18 protein-coding genes and 1 pseudogene are annotated in these 23,018 nt (G+C 29.6%); 6 read left to right on the top strand and 13 right to left on the bottom strand.

The window, feature by feature from the left end; genetic code table 11:
• Window positions 1-658: 658 nt before the first annotated feature.
• Entirely contained in the window at window positions 659-2,272 is a 1,614-nt protein-coding gene (locus ACREVU_RS04345; RefSeq protein WP_431550402.1) for an MBL fold metallo-hydrolase RNA specificity domain-containing protein, read from the bottom strand.
• Window positions 2,273-2,698: 426 nt separating this feature from the next.
• On the opposite strand from ACREVU_RS04345, the gene ACREVU_RS04350 reads away from it, so the two are divergent.
• Window positions 2,699-3,346: an ankyrin repeat domain-containing protein gene (locus ACREVU_RS04350; RefSeq protein ID WP_431550403.1), complete on the top strand. Its 648-nt coding sequence runs from the start codon at window positions 2,699-2,701 to the stop codon at window positions 3,344-3,346.
• Between the two features lie 84 nt (window positions 3,347-3,430).
• On the opposite strand, the pseudogene ACREVU_RS04355 reads toward ACREVU_RS04350, so the two are convergent.
• From ACREVU_RS04355 to ACREVU_RS04380, 6 genes and pseudogenes are all read right to left on the bottom strand, one after another.
• A pseudogene (locus tag ACREVU_RS04355) lies at window positions 3,431-3,547 on the bottom strand (glutathione peroxidase); the annotation flags it as partial.
• Window positions 3,548-4,101: 554 nt separating this feature from the next.
• The gene (locus tag ACREVU_RS04360) at window positions 4,102-5,682 is read right to left on the bottom strand and encodes a bifunctional metallophosphatase/5'-nucleotidase (RefSeq protein ID WP_431550404.1); all 1,581 of its coding nucleotides are present in this window, start codon (window positions 5,680-5,682) and stop codon (window positions 4,102-4,104) included.
• 104 nt (window positions 5,683-5,786) lie between these two features.
• Window positions 5,787-7,595, bottom strand: a complete 1,809-nt coding sequence (gene pepF, locus ACREVU_RS04365) for an oligoendopeptidase F (RefSeq protein ID WP_431550405.1) — start codon at window positions 7,593-7,595, stop codon at window positions 5,787-5,789.
• A gap of 181 nt (window positions 7,596-7,776) precedes the next feature.
• On the bottom strand, window positions 7,777-8,985 hold the full coding sequence (locus ACREVU_RS04370; protein WP_431550406.1) for a cation:proton antiporter: 1,209 nt from the start codon (window positions 8,983-8,985) through the stop codon (window positions 7,777-7,779).
• A 409-nt stretch (window positions 8,986-9,394) separates the two neighbouring features.
• A complete protein-coding gene (locus ACREVU_RS04375) occupies window positions 9,395-9,658 on the bottom strand; it encodes a hypothetical protein (RefSeq protein WP_431550407.1) in 264 nt (87 codons plus the stop codon).
• Window positions 9,659-10,135: 477 nt separating this feature from the next.
• Entirely contained in the window at window positions 10,136-12,334 is a 2,199-nt protein-coding gene (locus ACREVU_RS04380) for a DUF2339 domain-containing protein (RefSeq protein WP_431550408.1), read from the bottom strand.
• Between the two features lie 200 nt (window positions 12,335-12,534).
• Here ACREVU_RS04380 and ACREVU_RS04385 point away from each other — a divergent pair, with 200 nt between their 5' ends.
• Window positions 12,535-13,659, top strand: a complete 1,125-nt coding sequence (locus ACREVU_RS04385) for a stage II sporulation protein P (RefSeq protein WP_431550409.1) — start codon at window positions 12,535-12,537, stop codon at window positions 13,657-13,659.
• A 149-nt stretch (window positions 13,660-13,808) separates the two neighbouring features.
• Here the strand turns inward: ACREVU_RS04385 and ACREVU_RS04390 are convergent, their stop codons facing one another.
• Window positions 13,809-13,982 carry a hypothetical protein gene (locus ACREVU_RS04390; protein ID WP_431550410.1) on the bottom strand — a complete coding sequence of 58 codons (174 nt, stop codon included), beginning with the start codon at window positions 13,980-13,982 and terminating at the stop codon, window positions 13,809-13,811.
• Between the two features lie 82 nt (window positions 13,983-14,064).
• Window positions 14,065-14,313: a TM1266 family iron-only hydrogenase system putative regulator gene (locus ACREVU_RS04395; RefSeq protein ID WP_431550411.1), complete on the bottom strand. Its 249-nt coding sequence runs from the start codon at window positions 14,311-14,313 to the stop codon at window positions 14,065-14,067.
• 373 nt (window positions 14,314-14,686) lie between these two features.
• Here ACREVU_RS04395 and hydG point away from each other — a divergent pair, with 373 nt between their 5' ends.
• The 4 genes from hydG to ACREVU_RS04415 all read left to right on the top strand — a co-directional run bounded on the left by hydG (window position 14,687) and on the right by ACREVU_RS04415 (window position 19,401).
• Window positions 14,687-16,183, top strand: coding sequence for a [FeFe] hydrogenase H-cluster radical SAM maturase HydG (hydG, locus tag ACREVU_RS04400; protein WP_431550412.1), 1,497 nt, complete (start codon window positions 14,687-14,689; stop codon window positions 16,181-16,183).
• A 243-nt stretch (window positions 16,184-16,426) separates the two neighbouring features.
• The gene (locus tag ACREVU_RS04405) at window positions 16,427-17,302 is read left to right on the top strand and encodes a response regulator (RefSeq protein ID WP_431550413.1); all 876 of its coding nucleotides are present in this window, start codon (window positions 16,427-16,429) and stop codon (window positions 17,300-17,302) included.
• A complete protein-coding gene (locus tag ACREVU_RS04410; RefSeq protein ID WP_431550414.1) occupies window positions 17,284-17,751 on the top strand; it encodes a chemotaxis protein CheX in 468 nt (155 codons plus the stop codon). Before ACREVU_RS04405 ends, ACREVU_RS04410 begins: the two co-directional genes overlap by 19 nt.
• A gap of 294 nt (window positions 17,752-18,045) precedes the next feature.
• Entirely contained in the window at window positions 18,046-19,401 is a 1,356-nt protein-coding gene (locus tag ACREVU_RS04415) for a VanW family protein (RefSeq protein ID WP_431550415.1), read from the top strand.
• A 33-nt stretch (window positions 19,402-19,434) separates the two neighbouring features.
• Here ACREVU_RS04415 and ACREVU_RS04420 read toward each other — a convergent pair whose 3' ends face one another.
• From ACREVU_RS04420 to ACREVU_RS04435, 4 genes are all read right to left on the bottom strand, one after another.
• Window positions 19,435-20,058 carry a DUF47 domain-containing protein gene (locus ACREVU_RS04420; protein ID WP_431550416.1) on the bottom strand — a complete coding sequence of 208 codons (624 nt, stop codon included), beginning with the start codon at window positions 20,056-20,058 and terminating at the stop codon, window positions 19,435-19,437.
• Window positions 20,059-20,170: 112 nt separating this feature from the next.
• Window positions 20,171-20,992 (bottom strand): EFR1 family ferrodoxin, encoded by an 822-nt coding sequence (locus tag ACREVU_RS04425; protein WP_431550418.1) that lies wholly within the window; start codon window positions 20,990-20,992, stop codon window positions 20,171-20,173.
• Between the two features lie 93 nt (window positions 20,993-21,085).
• A complete protein-coding gene (locus ACREVU_RS04430) occupies window positions 21,086-21,949 on the bottom strand; it encodes a PRD domain-containing protein (RefSeq protein ID WP_431550419.1) in 864 nt (287 codons plus the stop codon).
• 295 nt (window positions 21,950-22,244) lie between these two features.
• The gene (locus ACREVU_RS04435; protein ID WP_431550417.1) at window positions 22,245-22,907 is read right to left on the bottom strand and encodes a hypothetical protein; all 663 of its coding nucleotides are present in this window, start codon (window positions 22,905-22,907) and stop codon (window positions 22,245-22,247) included.
• Window positions 22,908-23,018 lie beyond the last annotated feature (111 nt).

Raw genomic sequence — 23,018 nt, forward strand, 5'->3', positions numbered from 1 at the left:
CATGATAGAGATATAAATGCTTCACTAAATATAAGGAAGGAAGGGATTAGACTCTTAGGTTTAGTGTAATATAACCGAAGTACCGCTTGGGACAGTGGGAAAAGCCTGTCTTCTAATTAGCAGAAGAGCAAAAGTATTTCTTTTGTAGGAGAACATGTTAGACCATTAACTCGTAAGAGTTAAGGCTATGTTCGTTGAATCAGGAATCCCGTGACTTTTAGTCATGGGTAGTTCAAACCTCCATAACCTATACACAAATCTGTATCTCAATTTGCATTTTTTATTCCCTTTTGCTCTTGACCGAAATATTATTACTTTTTCTATATTGCATTAATAGTAATCTATCATCTCTTAGTAAAATATGGAATACTTGCTAAAAATAAAAGAAATAGAACTGCATGTAGTAGTTGATATTTAAATTATAACACATATATCTCACTTTTATTTACATCTTTATACATTTTTGTTGCTATTCAATCGTAATATGCAATGGTGTAATATCAAAAGCGCTATTGGGCCATAAAAAAATATCGAATAAACCGTTGTTTCAGAAAGTTTATTCGATATATACAATATTATAGATAAGTAACCTTTAATGGATTTCTATCCACTAACTGCTTATAACTATACTTACAATAATGATTTTTATTTTAAAATATTATTTATATCCCTCTTCATCGTAAATAATGCCTTTTATAATATCAAGCAAATTTTCTTTATCTAATCTTTCAATATTATTTATTGATTTAATGTCCTTTATCAATTTATTTCTTAAATTTTCATCAGCTTTATAATTTTTATAAACTTTATCAGCTTTAACAGCATTATCAGCTTTATAAGTTTTTTTAGTTTTATAAGTTTGGGAAGTAATATCAGCTTCTTCACCTATATAGAATTCCTCTCCACTTTCAACAATTCTAGAACTATAGTCCTTGGAATCCAATAGAATTTTAAAACTCTCCTGTGCTTCTTTATCTCCATGAACAAGCAGAATTTCCTTTGGCTTTTCCATAAAGCTTTCTATCCAACTTAATAATCCGTTTCTATCAGCGTGTCCTGATAATCCCTCCAGGTTATAAATATGAGCATTAACAGCAATTGGTTCTCCAAATATTTTAACTGTTTTTGCGCCACCTACTATATTTTTTCCCAAGGTTCCATCGGCTTGATATCCTACAAAAACAATTGATGATTCTTTTCTCCACAAATTGTGCTTAAGATGATGTTTTATTCTACCAGCATCACACATACCACTTGCCGAAATAATTATTGCCTTACTTTGAATTTTATTTATTTCCATGGAATCATTAGATGAAACTGAGAATTTCAAACCATCAAACCTAAACGGATAATCCCCTTTCATTACAAGTTCTTTAGCTTCTTTGTCATAATCCTCATTATGGCTTTCAAATACCTTTGTTGCTTGAATAGCTAGTGGACTATCTATATAAACTTGAATATCCTTCAAATCTTCATTTTCTACATATTCATTTAATTCATATAAAATTTCCTGGGTTCTGCCCACTGCAAATGAAGGTATAACAACATTTCCCCCTCTTGCAAAGGTGTCCTTGATTATTTTTAATAACTCCTTTAAATCTTCGCGAATCTCAGGATGAACCCGATTGCCATAAGTGGTCTCAATTATCAAATAATCTGCATAATTAATTATGGTTGGATCTTTTATAATTGCCTTATTTATATTTCCCAAATCACCACTGTAAACAAGTTTTACTTCTTCTTGATTTTTTTCTGTAATATATAATTCAATAATAGCAGAACCCAAAAGATGCCCTGCATCTCTAAATCTTATTTTTAATCCATCAAAAACCTCTATCACCTCATCATAGGGAAATGCTCTAAAAAGTGAAAGAGACAACTCAGCTAATTTAAATGTATATAGTGGTTCTATAGCTTTTAATCCCTGACGTTTTCTTTTTCTATTTTTCCACTCAACCTCTGATTCATGAATGTGCCCACTGTCTGGAAGCATAATACTACATAAATCCATTGTCGCTTCAGTGGATAAAACATCTCCTTTAAATCCCATCTTATAAAGTAGTGGTATTCTTCCACTATGATCTATATGAGCATGTGATAAAATAACATAATCTACCTCTTTAGGATTAAAATCAAATTGCTCATTTGCAAATTCCTTTTCACCTCTGCCTTGATATAACCCACAATCAAGCAAAACAGTCTTTCCATTTATGTGTAAAATATGACATGAACCTGTAACAGTTTTGGCTGCTCCATAGAATTGAATTTTCATAATAATCCCCCTCTTCATGATGTAAATGATTGCTTTTTATACTGTTAAGGGCCTAGGATTTACTTCCCATTATATAAAAGTCCTCCGCATTATGCTAACTTTCGTCTAAAGCTTTCAAAATTTTCAGATATTTCTTTCTATTATAACAGATTTATGACAATATGCCTAGTTTGTCTTTAATTAATTTCTAAATATTTGCATAGCAATAAATTCTTAACTAAAATACGTCCCTTATATTTAAAACTGTAAATTCGGATATTATTATCTCAAATTCAATATCCATTACAAATTCAATATTTATAAAAATATTTTTCATTTTAATCTTGATATGTTAAAATAATAATATTAGGGTAATAAACTTATTTTATTAAACCTAAAAATGTAACATCATAGACTAGTATGTATTACTATTTAAAGGAGGTACTCATGAAAATATTTGGTAATATCTTTTCTACAGAACCTAACTCAATTAATAGATATATTGAAGTAGGTAACATTGATGAAATAAATCATTATTTGAAGGCCACTAATGATTTAAATTCTGACTTTAAGCTAGAAAGTATACTTCATTATGCCATTAATAATTGTGAAAATAACTATTTTAAAACAATCGAGCTTATAATAAATAGCGGTATCGATATTAATAGTCATCACAGTGAATTCTTGGAAACTCCACTTCATAACCTTTGTGCAAGAGTAAATCCTCAGATAGATGTGATAACTATGATACTTGAAAAAGGAGCTAAAGTTAATGAAATCAATATATCCGGTAAAACACCTGTATTTCACTGCAGCTTTAATTACTCTGTGGAGCTTCTTAATCTTCTTGTAGAATATGGAGCAGATATCAATGTAAAGGATAAATATGGGAACACACTTCTTCACACTGATTATAATAACTGTCCTGATGAGCACTTTGAAGAATTTTTAAAAGTTCTCCTTAGTTTAGGTCTTGACATAAATTCAAAAAATTCTACAGGCTTAACCCCCTTAGATTACTGTGAAAATAAAAAAGTTAAATATATTTTAATAAAATATGGTGGAAAACTTAAATTACAGTGTACTCAACTTTAACACATTAACTATTTTTACCACAAAAGAACCACTTAAGTATATTTAAATATACTTAAGTGGTTCTCTCCTTTGCTATCCATTGTTAGGTGTAAAACCACACTCACTGGCCGTATTAACTATAACCAGTACCTTTCCCTTATATATTTCTAGAAATACTTCATCGCCATCAATTGTAATTGCTTTATAATCATGAATTGACATTAATTACACTCAATTTTTTTTAGATTATTACTTAAACCACACAACATAACTTTCGAACTGCCATTTCATAATAATTAATATTCTTTACGCAATATTTAGAATATTCTTACTGTATCATATCACTAATTACTATTTATTTCAACATTATACTCTACTAAAGTATATATAACACTTTAATCCCTTAATTTTCTACATTTTCCATGTATACTTATTCTATTTTTACCTCCGTATGTAAAGTCATTCTCAATCTCAGCTTTCCATCTATCTGTAATTAGTATATCATTTAAATATAAACATAAGTAAAAATATACAACCCGCCATGAATAAAAGCCAGAATGTACCACCCATTAAGTTTCCAATATATTTAAAAGCATTCTTCATTTATATTTCTCCTATTAAATTAATATATTTTATATGTTTATGAAGCCACATAGTAATTTAATACTCTTACATGAATTACTCATCACCTAAGAGGTGGAATCTTTTGGGTCAATATGGTTATCTACAAGTTTATCCAAGCTATCAAGGTCAGCTAAACAATGCACTGTTTGTTTTCATTGTATAACCTTCCAATTATTATTCACTGTTGCTTTGATGGTTTTTCTTTCAAGAAAACAATTTGCAATTAGTTCAGCCATATCTATTGGTATATCTTTAAGGATAGGTTTCCCCTTAAACATTAAATAATTACCACCGCCACCGGCCCTATAATTATTCATTACCACAGCATAGTCACCCTCCAAATTAAGAGGATGATTTTTATAATTAATTTTAGTTATTCTAGAGTTTATGGGTTTTGAAATATTTATAACATAGTCAATTCCTTCCCACATATCATAATTATAATGTTGAAGCTTAAGATTAATACCATTCATGGACACCTCTATTTTGCCATGAATTATGCTGAAATATTCTGCTGTTTTTTCTAGAGCTGCTTTGATATCAGCGCCTTTTAAGCTAATTACCTTTAGTGTGTTCGGATATTTATAATTCGATATGATATCTCTCATGGTAACATTGTGCTGGAATCCCTTGCAGTGATTGTCAAAAATAGCTGTAGTAGATATATCAACCTTTGCTGCCTCCATCTGAATGTTATTTATAAACTCACTATAAGCATTATCTTGCAGTCTTATTTTTAAAGGATCTTTAATAAGCATGTCACCTTCAATATGTCCCATAGGAGTATCAAGCCATGCTTGTGCCTTTGTTTCTATTGGACTTATAGAATCTAAAATTCTTTTATCAACCTCCGAATCATTTGCATCAATAATTGAAGATATTTTGTTAGCTATAGACCATTTACCAGAGCTTTTAACCAAATCAATGGATACTTTACCTATGGAATTACCGTTGCAACCTGGTTGCATAACTAAAACACCATTTACTGATAAATTTTCTATAACTCTATGTTGATGTCCTGTTAAAAGCACATCCATATTATTCACTTTCATACATAGCTCGTAGCCTTGATTTTCTCCTGTAAGTGTTTCCGATGGCTTACCAGTTTCTAAATTTCTTTCAAACCCTCCATGATATGCTACTATATTTATATCCGTAGCTTCTTGCTTTTTCATTACTTCAAGCCAATTATTTGCACTCTCTACTACATCATTAAAATTTAAATCTTGGATTGTTTCTGGATTTTCCCAATTCGGAATATACTTAGTAGTCAGTCCTAATATACCTACTTTTAAACCATTATCAAAAGTTTTAATAATGTAAGGCCTATGCGTAAAGCTTTCCCCTGTGGTTTTTTTTGTTATGTTACCGCATAGCCATGGAAAATTTGAAGTCTCAATAGCATAATCTAAATAAGCTCTACCGTAATTAAATTCATGATTGCCAATTACAGCAGCATCATATCCCATAATATTCATAGCTTCAATCATTGGATTAGGCATATTATTGCTTATTTTAGCATGGAAATATGTAAGGGCTGCACCTTGAAGCATATCTCCATTATCTATAAGTAAGGTATTCTTATTTTTTTTTCTCTCCTTAGTAATTATGGTAGATAAAACTGCAAGACCACAGTTTGCATAGGAATTATCCGAATAATTTATAGGTAATACAGTTCCATGAACATCACTGGTTTCTAAAATTGTTAGAAGAAAATTTTCGTTATTACACATATTAAACACTCCAATCAAAAGATTAGCTTATTTTTACATACATATAAAGATAAGCTAATCCGTGGTATTTTCAAGGAAAAAACGACTGATTTTGCTTCTATTATTTAGCCTTCTATTTCCTCAGTAAGCTTTATTATCTCATCAATTATATTACCAATATGCTCTATAGTATCAAGTAGTGGTTTTTCTGTGTTTATATCTACTCCTGCCATTTTCGCAAGCTCTACTGGTGTTTTAGTTGACCCTGCTTTAAGTACAGCTCTCCAATCATCTATAGCCGGCTTACCTTCACTTAAAATTCTCTTGCTAACCTCTGTGGCTATGGTAAGTCCTGCACTGTAAGTATAAGGATAAAGTCCCATGTAATAATGAGGCTGTCTCATCCATGTAAGTTCTGCTCCATCATTTATTTTTACGTCTTCTCCCCAGAACTTTTCAAGTACACCTTTTTTTATTTCATTAAGCTTTGTAGCTTGAACACTTCCGCCCTGATCAATTATATTGTATACCTCTCTTTGATATGCTGCTTCTAAAAGGTGTGTTACAAAGTTATGATAATAGGTATGTCCTATCATTGAGGATAAAACCCATCTCTTAAATCTTGGATCATCATTAACTTTCATAAGGTAATTTGCCATAAGCATCTCATTCATTGTAGATGGTGCTTCTACAAAATATGTTGAGACCTCTGTATCAAATATATTTTGGCTTTTGTTACATAACTCAAAATGTCCCGCATGTCCAAGCTCATGAGCTAGTGTAAATACCTCTGCCATTTTTTCAGTCCAAGAAATTAAAATGAAAGAATGGCTTCCATAAGGACTTGCACAGAAGGCTCCTGTAGCTTTTCCTTTGTTTTGCGCAAAGTCAATCCATCTCTCATCATAAGCTCTTTTAATCATTGTAAGGTAATCTTCACCAAGTATGGATAGGGCCCCTTCAATGTATTTTTTAGACCCCTCTACTGTTATATTAGGCTCGTAACCTGGATCAACTGAAATCTTCAAATCCGCAAAGGTCATTTCTTCTATTTTATGTATATTCTTAAGAAGCCTTGCATACTTTCTCATGTGAGGTGCTAGCTTTTCCATAATTAAGTCTATCTGCCTGTTATATAACTTCCTATCTACTTTTTGAGAGAATAACAAACTATCTATAACAGAATCAAACCCTCTAAGTGTTGCCATTGTTTTTTCCTTTTGTACTTGAGTCTGATAAGCTGCAGCTATTGTATTCTGATATTCCCTCAATTTACAAGAGAAAGCTTCAAAAGCAGCTCTACGGATCTTTATATCATTTTCAGATTCCCACTCATCTTCAAAAAGTCCAAAACTAAGTGGATGTTCCACTCCGTCTACAATAAAATTACTAAACTCCATATCTGCAAGCTTAGCTTGTTCATAAATACCATAAGGAGATTCTAATGTACCCGTTAAAGCTGCTAATACTCTTTCTACCTCTGGATGAAGTGCATGTGCCTTATCTCTTTTTATATCCTTTAAATAATTGCTGTTTTCCTTTGAGCCAATTATCGCATCTTCAATAATTTTCTCATTAGCTTGCATAATCTCACTTTTTACAAAGCTCAGTCTACTGTCAATATCAGATGCAATATTCATATATTGCATCTCTCTATCTTGGTTTTCATTGTTAGTATAATCCACTGAAACTGCAAGCTCTGCATAAGATTCTGCAAGGCACGAAATCTCAGCTATCTCTCTCACTTTATCCAAACATTGATTAATATTTCTTGCTGTACTCAGCTTCCCTTTATAATTTTTTTCCACTTTGGAAGTAAGTCCTTGAAGCTCTTTTACAGCTGAATTATACTGCTGTTCTGTTGCATAAATAGCAGATAAATCCCAAGTAAGTGATTGTTCTACATCTTTTCTATCCTTTAAAGTTTTTTCCATTTTAAAGCCCCCTTCTCAGCCACATTGACATTATATCTATAATATACCTTATCATTGATTTGGTCTATATGGTAATAACAAAACAAATTGTTACACCATAATATCGGTATGGTATTATGCGCAAAAAAAGTATATATTACACGTATTTCAATACGCGTAATATATACTTTTTTCCTTCTTATTAAACTTCTAGTTTTAACTTTTTTGCTAACCATTGAGCAGTGCTTGCCTGAACGGATAAAGTTATTAATATTGTAATAAACGTTACGGAAGAGATAATGTTAGAATGTAGCACGTGCATTGAAACCATCATACCAGCAAGAGCTGCAGGAATTACACCTGTCTCCCTAATCCACATCAAATATATAATTTCTTTAAAATTCCATTTTGCTTTTCTATCTAATGTTACACAAAGAAGAACAGATACAGGCCTTGCTATAAATATAAGAACTCCTACTACTAATATTGCTTGTTTCCAGTATAGTGCAACTGATGCAAAATCTATATGTGTACCCAGTAGAATAAAAATCATCATACGTAGTAAAAGTGTTAAAACTTCTTTAAATCTTGTTTGTGTAATATAAGGGTCATCTTTTATACGAAGTCTAAAGAGTTTCTTATTCCCACAAATAATACCAACAATAAACACTGCCATAAAACCACTAAGTCCAAAATGAGTAGCAATAACGTAAGCACCTGCAACTGTTGCTATACTTATTTCTGCAGGGTTGTCCCTAAAATAGCCGTACTTGTCATGAGTAATAAGCAATGTAGACATTGTTCCAACAACTAAACCTACTCCTATACCTCCAAAGAAGGTTTTAGCTAATTCTAAGAGACTTGTTTGAATTGAGAAGCTACCGCCTTGTATAATTCCTAGTATTGCAAAGGTAATAATTGCACCTGCTGCATCATTAAAAGCTGATTCAGATATTATAAATTGTTTTAATTTATCACTTATTTTCATTTTTTTAAAAAGGGGAATAAGTACCGAGGGATCTGTTGATGCAATAACTGAACCTAATAATAATGCATACATAAAATCCATCTTAAATATAATCGATGCAAAAAATCCAGTAATAAATGTAGATATTAAAACTCCTACCGTAGACATAAGAAATAATGATACCTTTACTTTATTCAGTATTTTTAGCTCGATTTCTCGTCCACCGTCATATAAAATATAAGCAGCGCCAAATGTTAATATTAGATCATTACCAACAGGGTACCTGCCTATATTTACCAGATTTAAAAAGCTAGGTCCAAGTAAAATCCCTGCAATTATAAACAGTACAACATCAGGCACTTTTATCATTTTACTAAGTTTCGTAAATAAAACACCTGTAACAATTACTAGGGCAAATAATTCTAATATGTTTTGGGTTTCCATATGATTTCCTCCATTTGTTATTGTAATAGTACATATAAAACAAAACTTATATAAGTCTAAATTCTTATCATAATGCTTTTAAATATACATCCTCAACAATACTATCAGACCCATATAAAATGTACAAACTTCAATTTTCAATGAAAAACACCAGACAATCATATATTGACTTAAAAAACCGTTTTCTTCAATAATATACTCTATTTTTTCATATTATGACATTAATCTTATTCATCATATCTAATTATTATGGTATTCAAATGTGACAATAATTTAACACTTTTTCATATATTCATCATTCAGATTATTATTTTCAGCAATCTCCATACCTTTTGGTTTAAGTATAATTGTTCCAGGTTCACCTTCAAATGCTGGATGTTTACTTAGTAGTTGATAGTTGACCTAAAATCTAAATCTTAAATAATATCCACCTGCAAGTACTTAGCTCATATTTTATCTCATATAGTTTTTCATTTCCGTTAATTACGCTTTGGCATTTAAACACTAACATATTGTTGCCCGCCAACTTTTCTTTATCAACGCAAATAACCTTATCTATTTTAACAACAGAATTACTTTCATCTTCGTTAGTAATTTTAAATCTCACAGGATTTATATTCCCCAATGCATCTGTCCAGGAAACAACTTCTATGGGCTTTGCTACAATTTTCATATTACCCCTCCAAACATATGTTCGTATACATTGTACAACATTTTATAAAAAATAGAAAGGGGAAAATATAGGTATTTTTTTCTTTTACTTCATCGCTTTAAATTATAATTTTAGTTTACATTTTAAAATTAGTTTACATAATTTTTGTTAGGTAAACTAATTTTAGCAGTTCTATAAACCGAGTTTGTTAATTCCATTTTGTAGTGCTAGAATCTACAACAAAATGGGCACCAATAGCTACTATTTAGCTACCGGTGCCCATTCTACTCATCAGCATTTATTTTTACTCTAGCTGGATTTCCAGCAACCTTCACTTTAGTGAATAAATCACCTATTATAAAAGCTCTAAATCCTATACTTCTTTCAGATATAAACAATATATATAATACTCCTTTTGAATTTTTTATGTTTGTGTATATGTCACACCTTAAATATAATCCAAATTTATAAATTTCTCAATTGCTTTTTCATCATTTTCTATTTTTTTGTGTTTTTATAGTCCTTTTCTAACTTAGAAAATGTGTAGGATATTATTAATGCTATTATCCCCACTATCATAAAGACTATTGTCTTAATTATAAAGCTAAATGAATAAAAATCTACCAACATTAATTTAGCACAAGTTATAAGGGATAACATTAAACCGTATTTTCTAAGTTTAGAATTGTTTATCTTAAATCCTAAAAATACACTACCTAAAGCAACTAACATCAGTGATGTGCTAAGTAGTAATTGTTTGAATTCATACATTACTTCCACTATAAAACTTAACCTGACCACTATATAAGTTGATAACAGTGCATAGATTAACACCTTGTTTTGTCTTAATATTTTACTCTCCACATAATCTTGCCTGAACATGAATACTAAAAGATAAACTATAAGGGCAGTAGTTAAATAAAACTCTGTACTCCCAAATAAGCCTGAAATTATACAGCAAAAAGCTATAAAACATAAACTTATATAATTCATTATTTTTATTTTATCATGTCTTAATATATTCACTTTGTTTATTATAATTGTATATATAACACAAATACTCAATACTATAAATGACTCTAAATTATTAAACACATCTACATCTATAATCTGATTTATTACCCAACCTGCTATAGTTAGGAGGTAAAAATATTTAAATGCTATAATTACTAAATTATTTTTAAATTCCTTACAACAATAGAGTATTGAAGCAAACAATACTAAATATATTATAGTAATAGGCTTATTTAAATTTATTATGTAACTTAATATACTTATGAGAACTAATCCTTTTAACGTTAATTTCAAAAGATAATTTCTATGTTTTATCCATTCCAATAATGTAATAAAAACTAGAATGGATATTGCAAATATTGTGATTGCAGTATACCCTTCTCCCCACATTGTGTTTATTTTTATAAGAATGACTAAACAAGCTAATACAGTACCTGCATAACCAGTCCATTTAGATGAATTTGTCACACTTAATAGTATTGTAATTCCAATAGTACAGTAAGCAACTAGTGGAACATACCAGATAGTTGAGTCACCATATATTCCTAATGTTACCAGTGGATATATTAAAAAATACAGAAGTAACCCCACGGAGTTAAGTATGCTTTCACTTTCTTTGCATGTCAGCATAAATTGCACACTATATATAACAGTGATTGCTATTAAAAGCAATATTTGAACATTCTCATCAAAATTCATTTCAATTATAACCGTAGAGAATAAAGCTAACATAGATGTGTAGAATTCAAATGATATATTTATATCTTTGTTTTTTATTGCTTGCAATGGAAAATATATGTTAAGTGTATTTATAAGTACTAATATTATAACTATGATGTAGGACTGCTGCACTGATATCTCACCTACAGGTACTAAGCATATATATGCTCCTATTAAGGTTACAATTCTAAGCAAATTTGATTCCTTTTTATAGCTTAAATAAATTGCTCCACCAGTTATAATTGCAGTGATAGAAAGTGCAGCTATACCTGTAAGATTATCTAATGCTAAGTAATTTATTATTACCGATGTATATAACCCAGATATTCCAAGCGCTGTTATCCCTTTTGAAAATTTATAATTTTTCTTACTAAAGTATAATTCCCCAGCTAATAAAATTAGTGTGGATATTACAAACAGTGATACTCCCTTTATCTCTTTTGACATAAAGTTTACATAAACATATCTACCAAATGTAGAAAGTGATATCAAAATTAAAATTATACCAACTAAGTTTAGTGCCCCTACCCCTAGCTTTAGTCCATTCCTTTGTATTTTCTTAACGGTAGTATGCGCTACAATTGGCACACTTTCAGTTAAATCACTATTAATAGGTTCTTGTGACACAGTGTTCTCTCTAATTTTTGTTTCCAGATTAATTAGCTTGCTTTCTAAGTTACCTGCAATCTGGAATAAGTTAGATATTTCTACATTTAAGCCTAATTTTTTAGTGGCATTTGTATTTACCAGTGAATCCATTCTATTTTTTAACAAAACAAACTCATTTCTGGTTTGATCCACTATACTGCTATTGCTACCCCTAAGTTTATCTAACAGTTGTTTATTTTCTAAGTATAATATCTCTTTTTCACTTTTATCTACTGTTTCTAAGTCTAATAATATAAGATACATTTCTTTATTTATCCGCTCTTGTAACCTTAGATATTCCTGGATATCTTTCATTTAAAGTCCCCCCACATGTTATTGAAAATATACAATCATATATTCACACAATTATAACATTTTTATACAACTAGTAAAAGTGGCTAAACTTGCTATGTACTAAAACAAATGCTAATACTATGCAAAAATATACTATTAATTAGAATTAGTAATATCTATATTTATTATTCATATATTTTATAAACGGAGGAGGGATAAATATGAGTTACATAGGAATAGATTTTAAAGGTAAAAAAAGCATACTAAACAAATTTTTAACTATTTTCACATTACTCATTATTTTTTTATTAGGCATGCTTTTACCTAAAAGTGTTAAGGCAAACAGTGAAGGGGAATATCAAAATTATTTCTATGTTAATGTTTTAAATAATGTATTATCCGTAATTAAGTGCTCAAACAAAGAAAATCAGTCAACCAACGATGAAAATAGCATGAAAATAGAATTTTTATCATTTTTAGGAATAGACATTTCTAATCCTATATCAATAGTAACAAAAGAAATTGCATATTTAAATAATAATGAAGGTGCTACTGATGTAAGTGTAACTGATAAAAGCAATGGTGTAGATAAAATAAAAACATTTATTCTTAACCCCTTTAATTTAGATGACAAGCAGGTAAGTAAATCAGAAGCTCAAGTTGAAACTCCTAATGTGATTGCAGACCTCTATAATCCTAAATTAAAGCAAACTCTAAATAAAGCCGAACCACGAGTGCTTATATATCATACTCATACCTGTGAAGCTTATCGTACATCAGACAAGGAAACACTTAAAACTACCAATAGTTTAGACCCAACAAGAAGTGTATGTGCTGTAGGAGATGTGATAACTGAGGAATTAGAAAGCAACTATGGAATTGCAGTCATACATGATAAAACTGTACATGATAAAGGAGATTATAACAATGCCTACAAAAAATCTGGAGTTACTTTAGATAAGTATTTAAATGAATATGGAGATTTTGATTTAATTATAGATATACATAGAGATAGTGTAGCTAATAAAAACCTAGTTATGACTAAATTAAATGGTGAAAATGTTGCTCAGTTTCAGTTTGTAGTAACAGATGCAAATCCTAGATACGTTAAGCAAAAGAAATTAATAGATTCCATGATAGGAATATCAAATAAATTATATCCAAATCTTCTAAGAGACCATCCAATATATGCTTATCATAGGGGTATAGATTTCTATAGTCAGAATAAAAGTGATAATGCAATGCTAATTGAAGTAGGCACATATACTAATGATATCGGGGAAGTAAAAAATACCGGTAAATATTTATCAAGAATAATTGCTGAACAATTAAATGGAAAAAAGTAAACAAATCATTTCTTGATATTTTTTAAGCAAGGTACACTCATCAATATAATAATATGCTACAATTGCACATAAAAAAAGCCAGTATAATAAAAAATTATACTGGTTTTTTAAACAATCTAGGCAGATTCCAAGGAATCCATTTTATAACATTAATCTTTATAACTAGATAATTGTTGGCTTGCAGAATTAAGAGAATCTATTGCTGATTGAATTTTAGCTTTATTATCTTGTTTTTCTGCTGAACTAAGTGCTTGTTGCAATGATGCAACCGTATTTTGTACACTTGTCATACTTTGATCAACATATTGTTTAGCTTTTGGCATAAATAAAACCTCCTATATATTTAATTTCATCAATACCTTACTAGTATGGTAATTAAGAATAAAATATATGCATTAATTAAGTTTAAATTTCCATTTTAGCTATAGAAGTTTTAACCGATACATTATTAATATTTCCAAGCTTTCCAGTCAAACTATTTATTTCATCAAGACTTCCGATTACAGTAATAGATATCACAGTAATTCCCTCTTCAAACGGAATTCCCATTCTGCCTCGTATCATTCCCTTAAACTGAGAAACCACCGTATTAAAAGTTTGTTGACAGGCTTCTGGGTTTTCAAGTATTGCACTAATTACAGCAATTTTTTTCATATGCACCCTCCCCAAATTTTAAAAAAACTTTCTTTGATTAAAAGAAAGTTTTTGTGTTCTCCTATAAAATGTTATCAAGTTTCCTTACTAATAAATAGTTTATCAATCCCTAGATATTATGTCAATACATATGATGATTTTACTTGTAAAAGCTCAATACATTTGATACACTTTAATTGTTAAAAAAATATCTTATTAGATGTTTTAAGAGCATTCTTAAATTATCTAAAACTCATAATTAAAACCTTACATTGTAGAGCAATCTTATATGATAGGAATTTGTGCAAAACGTCAGTAGAACTTTTTTTGTTTTACAAACACAAATCCTTCTTATTTATAAGAAGGAATTTTTTATTTTTAGGAGGAACGCAAAATGAATATTAATGAAAAGACTTGGTCAGAAAATGTAATTAAACAAAATGAAATTGATGATTACTTAATCGATGGTAAAGATTTTATTGATGAAAATGAAATCGAGAAAAAGTTAAAGGTAAATATCAATTATTCAAAAGATGAAATAAGAAAAATCCTCGACAAATCTTTAAATATTGAAAGATTGAGTTTTGACGAAAGTGCTGCACTTTTAAATGTAAAAGATGATTCTCTTTGGGAAGAAATGTATTTAGCTGCTGCAGAGGTAAAAAGAAGAGTTTACGATAATAGAATCGTTTTTTTCGCTCCCCTTTATTGCGGAAATTTATGTGTAAATAACTGTGAATATTGTGGTTTTCGCACAGATAACAAAGAGGAAGTTAGAAAAGTTTTAAACATGGATGAAGTTAGAAAAGAAGCTGAGGCAATAATTGATCAAGGTCATAAAAGGGTGATTGTAGTATACGGTGAACACCCTAAAACTGATGCAAATTACATTGCAGAAACTATTAAAGAAATTTACAAAGTAGAAAAAAAATCTAAGAGTGGAAAAACAAATAGAATAAGAAGAATAAATATTAATGCAGCTCCTATGTGCATAGACGATTTAAAAAAGCTTCATGAAGTCGGTATAGGTACTTATCAAGTTTTTCAAGAAACTTATCATAAAAAATCATATAGTGAAGTCCATAAAAGTGGTCCTAAATCAAATTATAGATGGAGACTTTATGCACTTCATAGAGCTATGGATGCTGGAGTTGACGATGTTGCAATAGGTGCGTTATTTGGTATTTACGATTGGAGATTTGAAGTTATGGGTCTTTTATATCATACTGCAGATTTAGAAAAAAGATTTGGAATCGGTCCACATACTATATCCTTCCCAAGAATGACACCAGCAGCTGGTTCAGATCTAAGCAGGAATTCAAAATATGCAGTAAGTGATGAAGATTTCAAAAAGCTTGTTACAGTTTTAAGACTGTCAGTACCTTATACCGGTTTAATAATCACTGCTAGAGAAGATGCTGAAATTAAAAAAGAAGTAATACAAATAGGTTGTACTCAAACAGATGCTTCAACAAAAATTGGAATTGGTGAATATAGTGCAGATACCAAAGAAGAATCAGAAAAAAAGCAACAATTTACAATAGGCGATCCTAGAAGTCTTGATGAAGTTGTTCGAGAATTAGCTGAAATGGGGAAAATAACTTCATTTTGTACATCTGGATATAGATGTGGTCGAACTGGCCAAAAGATAATGACACTTCTTAAAAAAACTGAAGAAGGCAAGTTCTGTAAACTAAATGCCATTCTTACTTTCAGAGAGTATTTAGATGATTATGCAAGTGCAGAAACTAAAATAATCGGTGAAAAACTTATATTAAAGGAATTGGAAGAAATAAGTACTATGGATTTTTATAAGAAACATAATTTAACTAAATTAATGGCAGATTATTACGAAAGAATTTCAAAGGGTGAAAGAGATTTATTTATATAAAGTAGAATCAGACCAAAGATTTCACTACTAAAAAATCAGCCTTCAAGGAGGTTGGTTTTTTAGTTTATATCCCAAAAGTGACTATCTAAATGTTTCAGCATTATATCCCCATTTTCATTTTTAACTTTCCTTAATAAATTCCATTTACTAAAAAAATATTGCACAAAAAAAATAAGAGTGTAGAAAACTTTAATATATTCGATAAACATATTATACGATATAAATTAAAGGAGCGATGGAATTATGAAAAGTGTAAAAATTTTAATTGTAGATGATTCACCTTTTCAAATAGCATTACTAACAGATACCCTTACTGAAAGTGGATTTGATGTAGTTGGTGAAGCTACATCATTAGAAGAAGTTATTGAAGAAGTTAGTAGAGTAAGACCAGATTTAGTAACTATGGATATGACTCTTCCAGGAACAGATGGCTTTGAATGCACAAGAGCTATACATAAAATTGATAAAGACATTAAAGTAATAATTGTCAGCTCGATGATGGATGACGAACTAATAAGAAAAGCAAAAAAAACTCATGTATGTGGATATATTCAGAAACCTGTTGATTCAGAAGAATTATCTTTATTAATAAATAGAGTTATGGCAGATGAAGAATTATATTTAGAACTAGAAAACCTATATTCTAATGTAATTAAAGAGGCTTTATTGAACATTTTCAATAAACTTACAAAGACAGTCCCAGAAATTACAGATGAAAATAATGACAATCTCGCTATACATAGTGAAGGTATATCAATAGTTATGGGCATTACAGGTAAATATTCAGGTAGACTAATTTTAGATATGTCATCTGTTACAGCAAATAACCTTGCAACTATATTATTAAAAAGAGATCCTAAAAACACTGAGGAATTACTTAATGTCATGGCAGAAATATCTAATATGATTGCAGGAAATGCATGCTCAATGATAAACAAGAAAAATAAGTTATTTGGGTTAAGAGTTGCACCGCCAACTATATTTCATGGTGAGTCAATAAATATATCAAAAGCAGAATTAGAAGATACATTCGCAGCTATTGTGAAATCTCAATTTGGAAATTTGACAATAAATATAGGTTTTAATAGAGGTGAAGGGGAATGGATGTCAATCATATAAATCCAGTTTTAGAATCATTTAATAACATATTACCACAACTAGGGATAAATAATATTGAAAAAAAGGGGATTAGTGTAAAAGGTAAATATATAAAAAGCATGGGTGTTGTAATTATTATTGGAATCATTGGAGATGTTAAAGGCAACATTATTTATGGCATGAGTATTGACACTGCAAAAAAAATTGCTTCAATAATGATGATGGGAATGCCTGTAGAGAACTTTGATGAGATACCACAAAGTGCTATCTCAGAGCTTGTTAATATGTTAACCGCAAATATTGCAATGAATTTTTCAAATGACAATATAAATGTAGATATATCTACACCAACCCTAATTCAGGGTGAATTTACGGCAAGTAGTAATGCTGATAAAATTCTTTGTGTAGAAATGAATGTAGATGGAATGATTATTGAAGTTAATATTTCTTTAGAAAAGAATAAAATATAATGGTATATCTTAAATAATGGGAATGTACATATATTTGTGTAAATCAAATCTATGTACGTCCTTTTTTATTTTACTTACCATGTTATTTATGAAATGCTCTATAAGCGGTTTTATGTCATCACATCTATTCCATAATGGAAGTATTAATTTTCCAATCAACTACTTTGTATAATAAACACCAATAGTGTTTCTATCTATGATATAATTCTATAATGTAGAAATTGCCTGTGACATAAATCAGTCTTAAAAAAATAAAACAAAAGAAAAATGAACTTTGGAGGTATACTTGAATTTATGAATAAAAAAAACATCACAATAATTGTTTTACTGTTAATAGTTGTTTTAGGTGCAAGTATGGTTTACGGATATGTCTATATCAGCACAAATAAATGGACAAGTCTTGTATACCCAGGAATTAAAATAGAAGAGGTAGATATATCTGGGAAAACATTAGTTGAAGCTAAAGGTATGATAAATGAAAAGTATGGTGAAGCTATATTAAAGAAAAATATAAATATTAAAACCCCGCTAAAAACATATTCACTAGATTATAAAAAAATCAATGCAAGATATAATATTGATGAGGTAGTTGAAGAGGCATTTAATTACGGCAAAAACTTAAACCTGTACAAAAAGTATAAGTTAATTACAAAACCTGTGAATAAAGAACTTGGTCTAAAGTTCATATATGATCCTAAGCCAGTTAATGTGTTAATTGCCAAAATGAAAAAGGAAATAGATATTGCTCCTAAAGATGGAAGTATTTCTAGAATTAATGGGGATTTTGAAATTGTACCTGATAAGAGAGGTGCTAAACTAGTAATAGATAAATTGGAAGAAAACATTCTAAGCAAAATAAATGGAGATATAAAAGCACCGAATATTATAATTGAAGCAGTAGTTAAAACTACTTTAGCAAATATAACAAGAGAAAAGCTTCAAACTATTAATTCAAAGCTCTCAAGTTTTTCTTCTGATTTTACTAGTTCTTCTTATGGTAGATCTACTAATATAACCCTTGCAACAAAAAGTATAAATGACACTCTTTTAATGCCAGGTCAAACCTTTAGTTTCAATGGCAAAGTTGGTGAAAGAACAGCATCCAAAGGTTATAAGCCTGCTCCTGTTGATATTGGAACCAAAGTAAGTTCTGATTACGGTGGTGGAATATGTCAAGTCTCTACAGCGTTATATAATACAATAATTAGATCTAACATTAATTCTACTGAGCGAAATCATCATTCCATACCTTCAACTTACATACCACTTGGAATGGATGCTACTGTAGACTGGGGTAATTTAGACTATAAATTTGTCAATACACTAAAATATCCAATCTATATTGAAAGTATTGTTGAAAATAAAATACTAACCTTTAACGTTTATTCTAATTCAAGTTTAAACAATAGGACGTATAATCTAGTTAATGATATATATGAGGCTGTTGAACCTGGTCCCACTCAATATATAAATGACCCTACCCTTCCTGTAGGTACAAGTATTCAGGATCAATTCCCTTTAATAGGATATAAGGTAAGAACATTTAAAGATACTATTCAAGATGGCACAGTTATTAATCATCAGCTAGTTTCAAACGATGAATATCAAATAAAAGCTGAAGTAATTAGACTGGGAACAAAAAAAAATTAACTGATTGATTATTAAAACACGTTGAAAATGATGTTATATAAGCCTCACGACTATCCTATGGAATATATCCAAAGCATCTTCTAAATTAAGAGAAGCATCTTTTATGTGATGATATATTTCTCTATGTTTTATTGCATTCATTGCATCGCTTGTTTTAAATAAAATAGCCATTCTCTCTCTATAAAATCGCTCTATATCAGTATTGGTAGCTCTCATTTTAATTATATTATCTTGTGATTTAATCGGATTATTTTTTAGAACATTTATTGATTCTAAAAGAAAATCCGTACCCTCTTTTAGTTTACTAACCATAAGGGTTATAGTATCATCTGTTGCTACTTCGTAAGTTTCCATGGATAATAGTGTTGATTTAGTATATTTTATAATCTTACCAATTGCACTAGAAAAAGAATAGATATCTGCTTTATCAAATGGAGTAGTAAAAGCTTCTATTAATTTGCTTTCCATAATCATTCTAGCTTCATCAGCCTCTTTAACATATAAAAATAGCTTTTGCTTTTCTTCATCAGAACTACTACTCAGCCATTTATGTAGCATCTCTACCCCAAAAGCATTTATTTCTGCTTGATTAATTAACATTTCATAAAAATCATATTTATCCGGGAAAAACCTATCCATAATACTTCCTTTGTCCATATTTTACCTCCATTATATTATTAAAAAATTAAAACCTTAGTTTTGTTTATAAAAAAGCACTTACTACAAACCGTCCAAATATTATATTGATTTGTGGGCAAGTTAATTCAATCTATATAAATAATTCCGGTTCACATCTATTTATAAATTCATTTTCTAATTCATGTTTATGTTTCAAATAATTTTCATCATCAAAATACTTTGCCTCAGTAGGACATTTTTTAATACACGCACAACACTTAATACAAATCCCATTTATTTTGGATACATCTTCAAAATCAATACAACCCGTGGGACAAATGCTTACACAGTGTTTACAATTAATACAATTACTATTTGTTTTAGGAGTAACCTTGCGAATATCAAAAAATTTACCATTTTTATCTCTAGGCTTATAATAATCTCTGTAAGGCTTATTTCCATTTACAAATAAAGTTTGAACTTCATCTTTGGTTATTATTTTATTATATATTTGGTGTGCAAAATCATCAACAATTACCATATCTTTTTCATCAGGTCTATTTTGGGCAAGAATCTTAGAAAATGAATGTTCTCCAATAAATGCACCTCCTGCCATAACTTTAAAACCATCTGATTCTAAAATATCCTTTAATTCTACCAAAGCATCGTCATAATTTCTATTTCCATAAACAACTACGACAATTGCTAAAGCATTATTACCTGCAATAGTATTTAAATATTTCAATAGTACATTGGGTACCCTTCCTGCAATAACCGGAATTCCTACAATCACAACATCTTCTTTTGTAAAAGATATTGGTTGTTTTCTAACTTCAGATAATGTGAAATCAATATTCTTTATAGCCCCTTTCAAATCAGTACTTTTCATGATTTCGTTTGCTATTCCACATACTACTTTTTGAGTTGTTCCTGTTGCACTAAAATACATTGTATTAATTCTCTTATTCAAAATATATGACCTCCAATTGACTTTATACGTTTTCATCATTTTGCCGTATGCTTAGATAAATATATATAATTGAGCAGTTATTTAAAACAGGCTTAGTTATAAACTTAAAACTGATGATTCATTTTTTTTAAATTTATGAATATGTATAGCTAGATATGCAGTTTCATCTTCAATAACTTTTAACCCTAGCTCTCCTTCAATGAATAATGAAATTTTTTGTGCCAACTTGAAGGAGGAAGGATACTTATCCTTTATAGTACCTAATAATTCATTTTTAATAGGTGTGTTGTTCAAGATCCTTTGAATAGCAAATTGAATATGAGTAATAAATCTAGCATACTCTAAGGATTTTTTATCTATTTTAATATTTAATTCACTTTCAATTATTTTTATAATGGTATTTAATACAAATTCGTATTTTATTGTATTATACATGCCTTTATCTTTCCTTGCATATTGTATGTGCAAAGCTATAAATCCAATTTCATCATCTGAAAAGTGAATTTTTGTTTTATCCTCAATCATAGTGGATGCCCTTTGAGCAAGTTGAAATTCTCTTGGAAAAAGGGTCTCAGTTTCAACTAAAAATGGGTTTTCAACACTTCCATTATTTTCAAGTCGCTTCAAGGTAAATGTTATATGGTCAATAAGTGATATATGAATCTTTTCTTGTAAATCTTCATTTAGTTCTGTAGATATCATGTATATTATTTCCTCACAAAGTGCAATCATTTCCAACTCAACACTATTTATAAGTTTATGAAAATTATTATAATTAATTTTATTTTCAATAGAAAATATTTTATCAATTGAAGTATCTTTAGATATACTATCTCCTGCATGTTTTCCAATTCCTATCCCATTTTTATAAAGAATCTTTGCTACATGAGCTTGATAAACAAACAAAATATTATCATTAAATACCTTAATCACATTATAATCTGAAGTTTCTATTTTCATTAGTTTACCTGGTTTCCTAAATCTAAACAAATCTGAACAAGTCAGAATATTTTAGATTTAGACACCTTCTCCTCTCATTAAAGTAAATTTAATTTTTGAAGATAGATGCGAGCTTTTTACAGGTTTTTGCTCAGCTCCTAAATTTCCGAAGAAACTTCAGCTAATCCCAGCGTGCCTTTAATTTTGATAAAATTAAAGTTCTGAAGAATTGAGGCAGTTAACCCAGCGTAGTAACTTACACAAGCCTTTCTCTACGTGTACTTGTGCAAGGTTCTAGTTTAAACATAAACTTATATTAAGCTAGAATCATATCTTTTATATTCTTACGATTCCCTATAAAAAATCTTGGATAACAATCCTTTTGCAAAATCATTTTCATCCTTTTTGAAACATTAGACCAATTACTCCATTCATTAGAATAATTAATATTTTCGTAAATAAGCTTTCCTTTTTTTATAGTTGGTATCGGTTTAAATAGATTTCCATATAATTTAGGCACTTTTCCTTTAAATCTGTAACTTCTTCTTGCTATAACCATAGCAGCACCATTATGAACATCCATACCGAATTGATGACAATATCCACGAGAAGCAAATTGATTGTTTCGTCTAATTTGATACTCTTCCTTAGATATTAAATCTTTGCAACGTTTGTAAAAGTTATCCTTACCACCAAATATAACTTTCGGTAGTGTATTACTTCTTTTATAATCCAAATAAGTGCAAAGCTTTCTTAGTCTTTTATCTAGTTTAGATATGAGCCCTTGTCTTTTCTCTTTTTTCACACCTTTATCAAATTTCTTAAGAATAGCCCCTACCTTACCTTCGTATTCTGTAATCCTAAGTTCTAATAATTTTTCTTGTGAAATTAATGTTTGCCTTGCTTGCTCTATAGCATCTTTGGATTGTCTTGAATTTAAACTATATTTTTTAGATATAATATTATGATTAGACCACAAAAACTTGTGTTTTATCCGTTAGGATATTGGGCTATTCCAATTTTAACTTGTTTAACTTGAATATATTGTAAAATAACAGAAAAATAGCAATAAAAAATTTATTTAGGGCGT

Origin of the sequence: Clostridium sp., from assembly GCF_050717535.1 — a bacterium.
Lineage (GTDB): Bacteria > Bacillota > Clostridia > Clostridiales > Clostridiaceae > Clostridium_AD.

Excerpts from the sequence above, each read along its gene's own strand:
- ACREVU_RS04375 (WP_431550407.1), bottom strand. The coding sequence starts at position 9,658 with ATGAAAATTGTAGCAAAGCCCATAGAAGTTGTTTCCTGGACAGATGCA.
- ACREVU_RS04380 (WP_431550408.1), bottom strand. The coding sequence starts at position 12,334 with ATGAAAGATATCCAGGAATATCTAAGGTTACAAGAGCGGATAAATAAA.
- ACREVU_RS04345 (WP_431550402.1), bottom strand. The coding sequence starts at position 2,272 with ATGAAAATTCAATTCTATGGAGCAGCCAAAACTGTTACAGGTTCATGT.
- ACREVU_RS04370 (WP_431550406.1), bottom strand. The coding sequence starts at position 8,985 with ATGGAAACCCAAAACATATTAGAATTATTTGCCCTAGTAATTGTTACA.
- ACREVU_RS04420 (WP_431550416.1), bottom strand. The coding sequence starts at position 20,058 with ATGGACAAAGGAAGTATTATGGATAGGTTTTTCCCGGATAAATATGAT.
- ACREVU_RS04350 (WP_431550403.1), top strand. The coding sequence starts at position 2,699 with ATGAAAATATTTGGTAATATCTTTTCTACAGAACCTAACTCAATTAAT.
- ACREVU_RS04360 (WP_431550404.1), bottom strand. The coding sequence starts at position 5,682 with ATGTGTAATAACGAAAATTTTCTTCTAACAATTTTAGAAACCAGTGAT.
- ACREVU_RS04405 (WP_431550413.1), top strand. The coding sequence starts at position 16,427 with ATGAAAAGTGTAAAAATTTTAATTGTAGATGATTCACCTTTTCAAATA.
- ACREVU_RS04395 (WP_431550411.1), bottom strand. The coding sequence starts at position 14,313 with ATGAAAAAAATTGCTGTAATTAGTGCAATACTTGAAAACCCAGAAGCC.
- ACREVU_RS04415 (WP_431550415.1), top strand. The coding sequence starts at position 18,046 with ATGAATAAAAAAAACATCACAATAATTGTTTTACTGTTAATAGTTGTT.
- ACREVU_RS04390 (WP_431550410.1), bottom strand. The coding sequence starts at position 13,982 with ATGCCAAAAGCTAAACAATATGTTGATCAAAGTATGACAAGTGTACAA.
- ACREVU_RS04385 (WP_431550409.1), top strand. The coding sequence starts at position 12,535 with ATGAGTTACATAGGAATAGATTTTAAAGGTAAAAAAAGCATACTAAAC.
- ACREVU_RS04410 (WP_431550414.1), top strand. The coding sequence starts at position 17,284 with ATGGATGTCAATCATATAAATCCAGTTTTAGAATCATTTAATAACATA.
- pepF (WP_431550405.1), bottom strand. The coding sequence starts at position 7,595 with ATGGAAAAAACTTTAAAGGATAGAAAAGATGTAGAACAATCACTTACT.
- ACREVU_RS04430 (WP_431550419.1), bottom strand. The coding sequence starts at position 21,949 with ATGAAAATAGAAACTTCAGATTATAATGTGATTAAGGTATTTAATGAT.
- hydG (WP_431550412.1), top strand. The coding sequence starts at position 14,687 with ATGAATATTAATGAAAAGACTTGGTCAGAAAATGTAATTAAACAAAAT.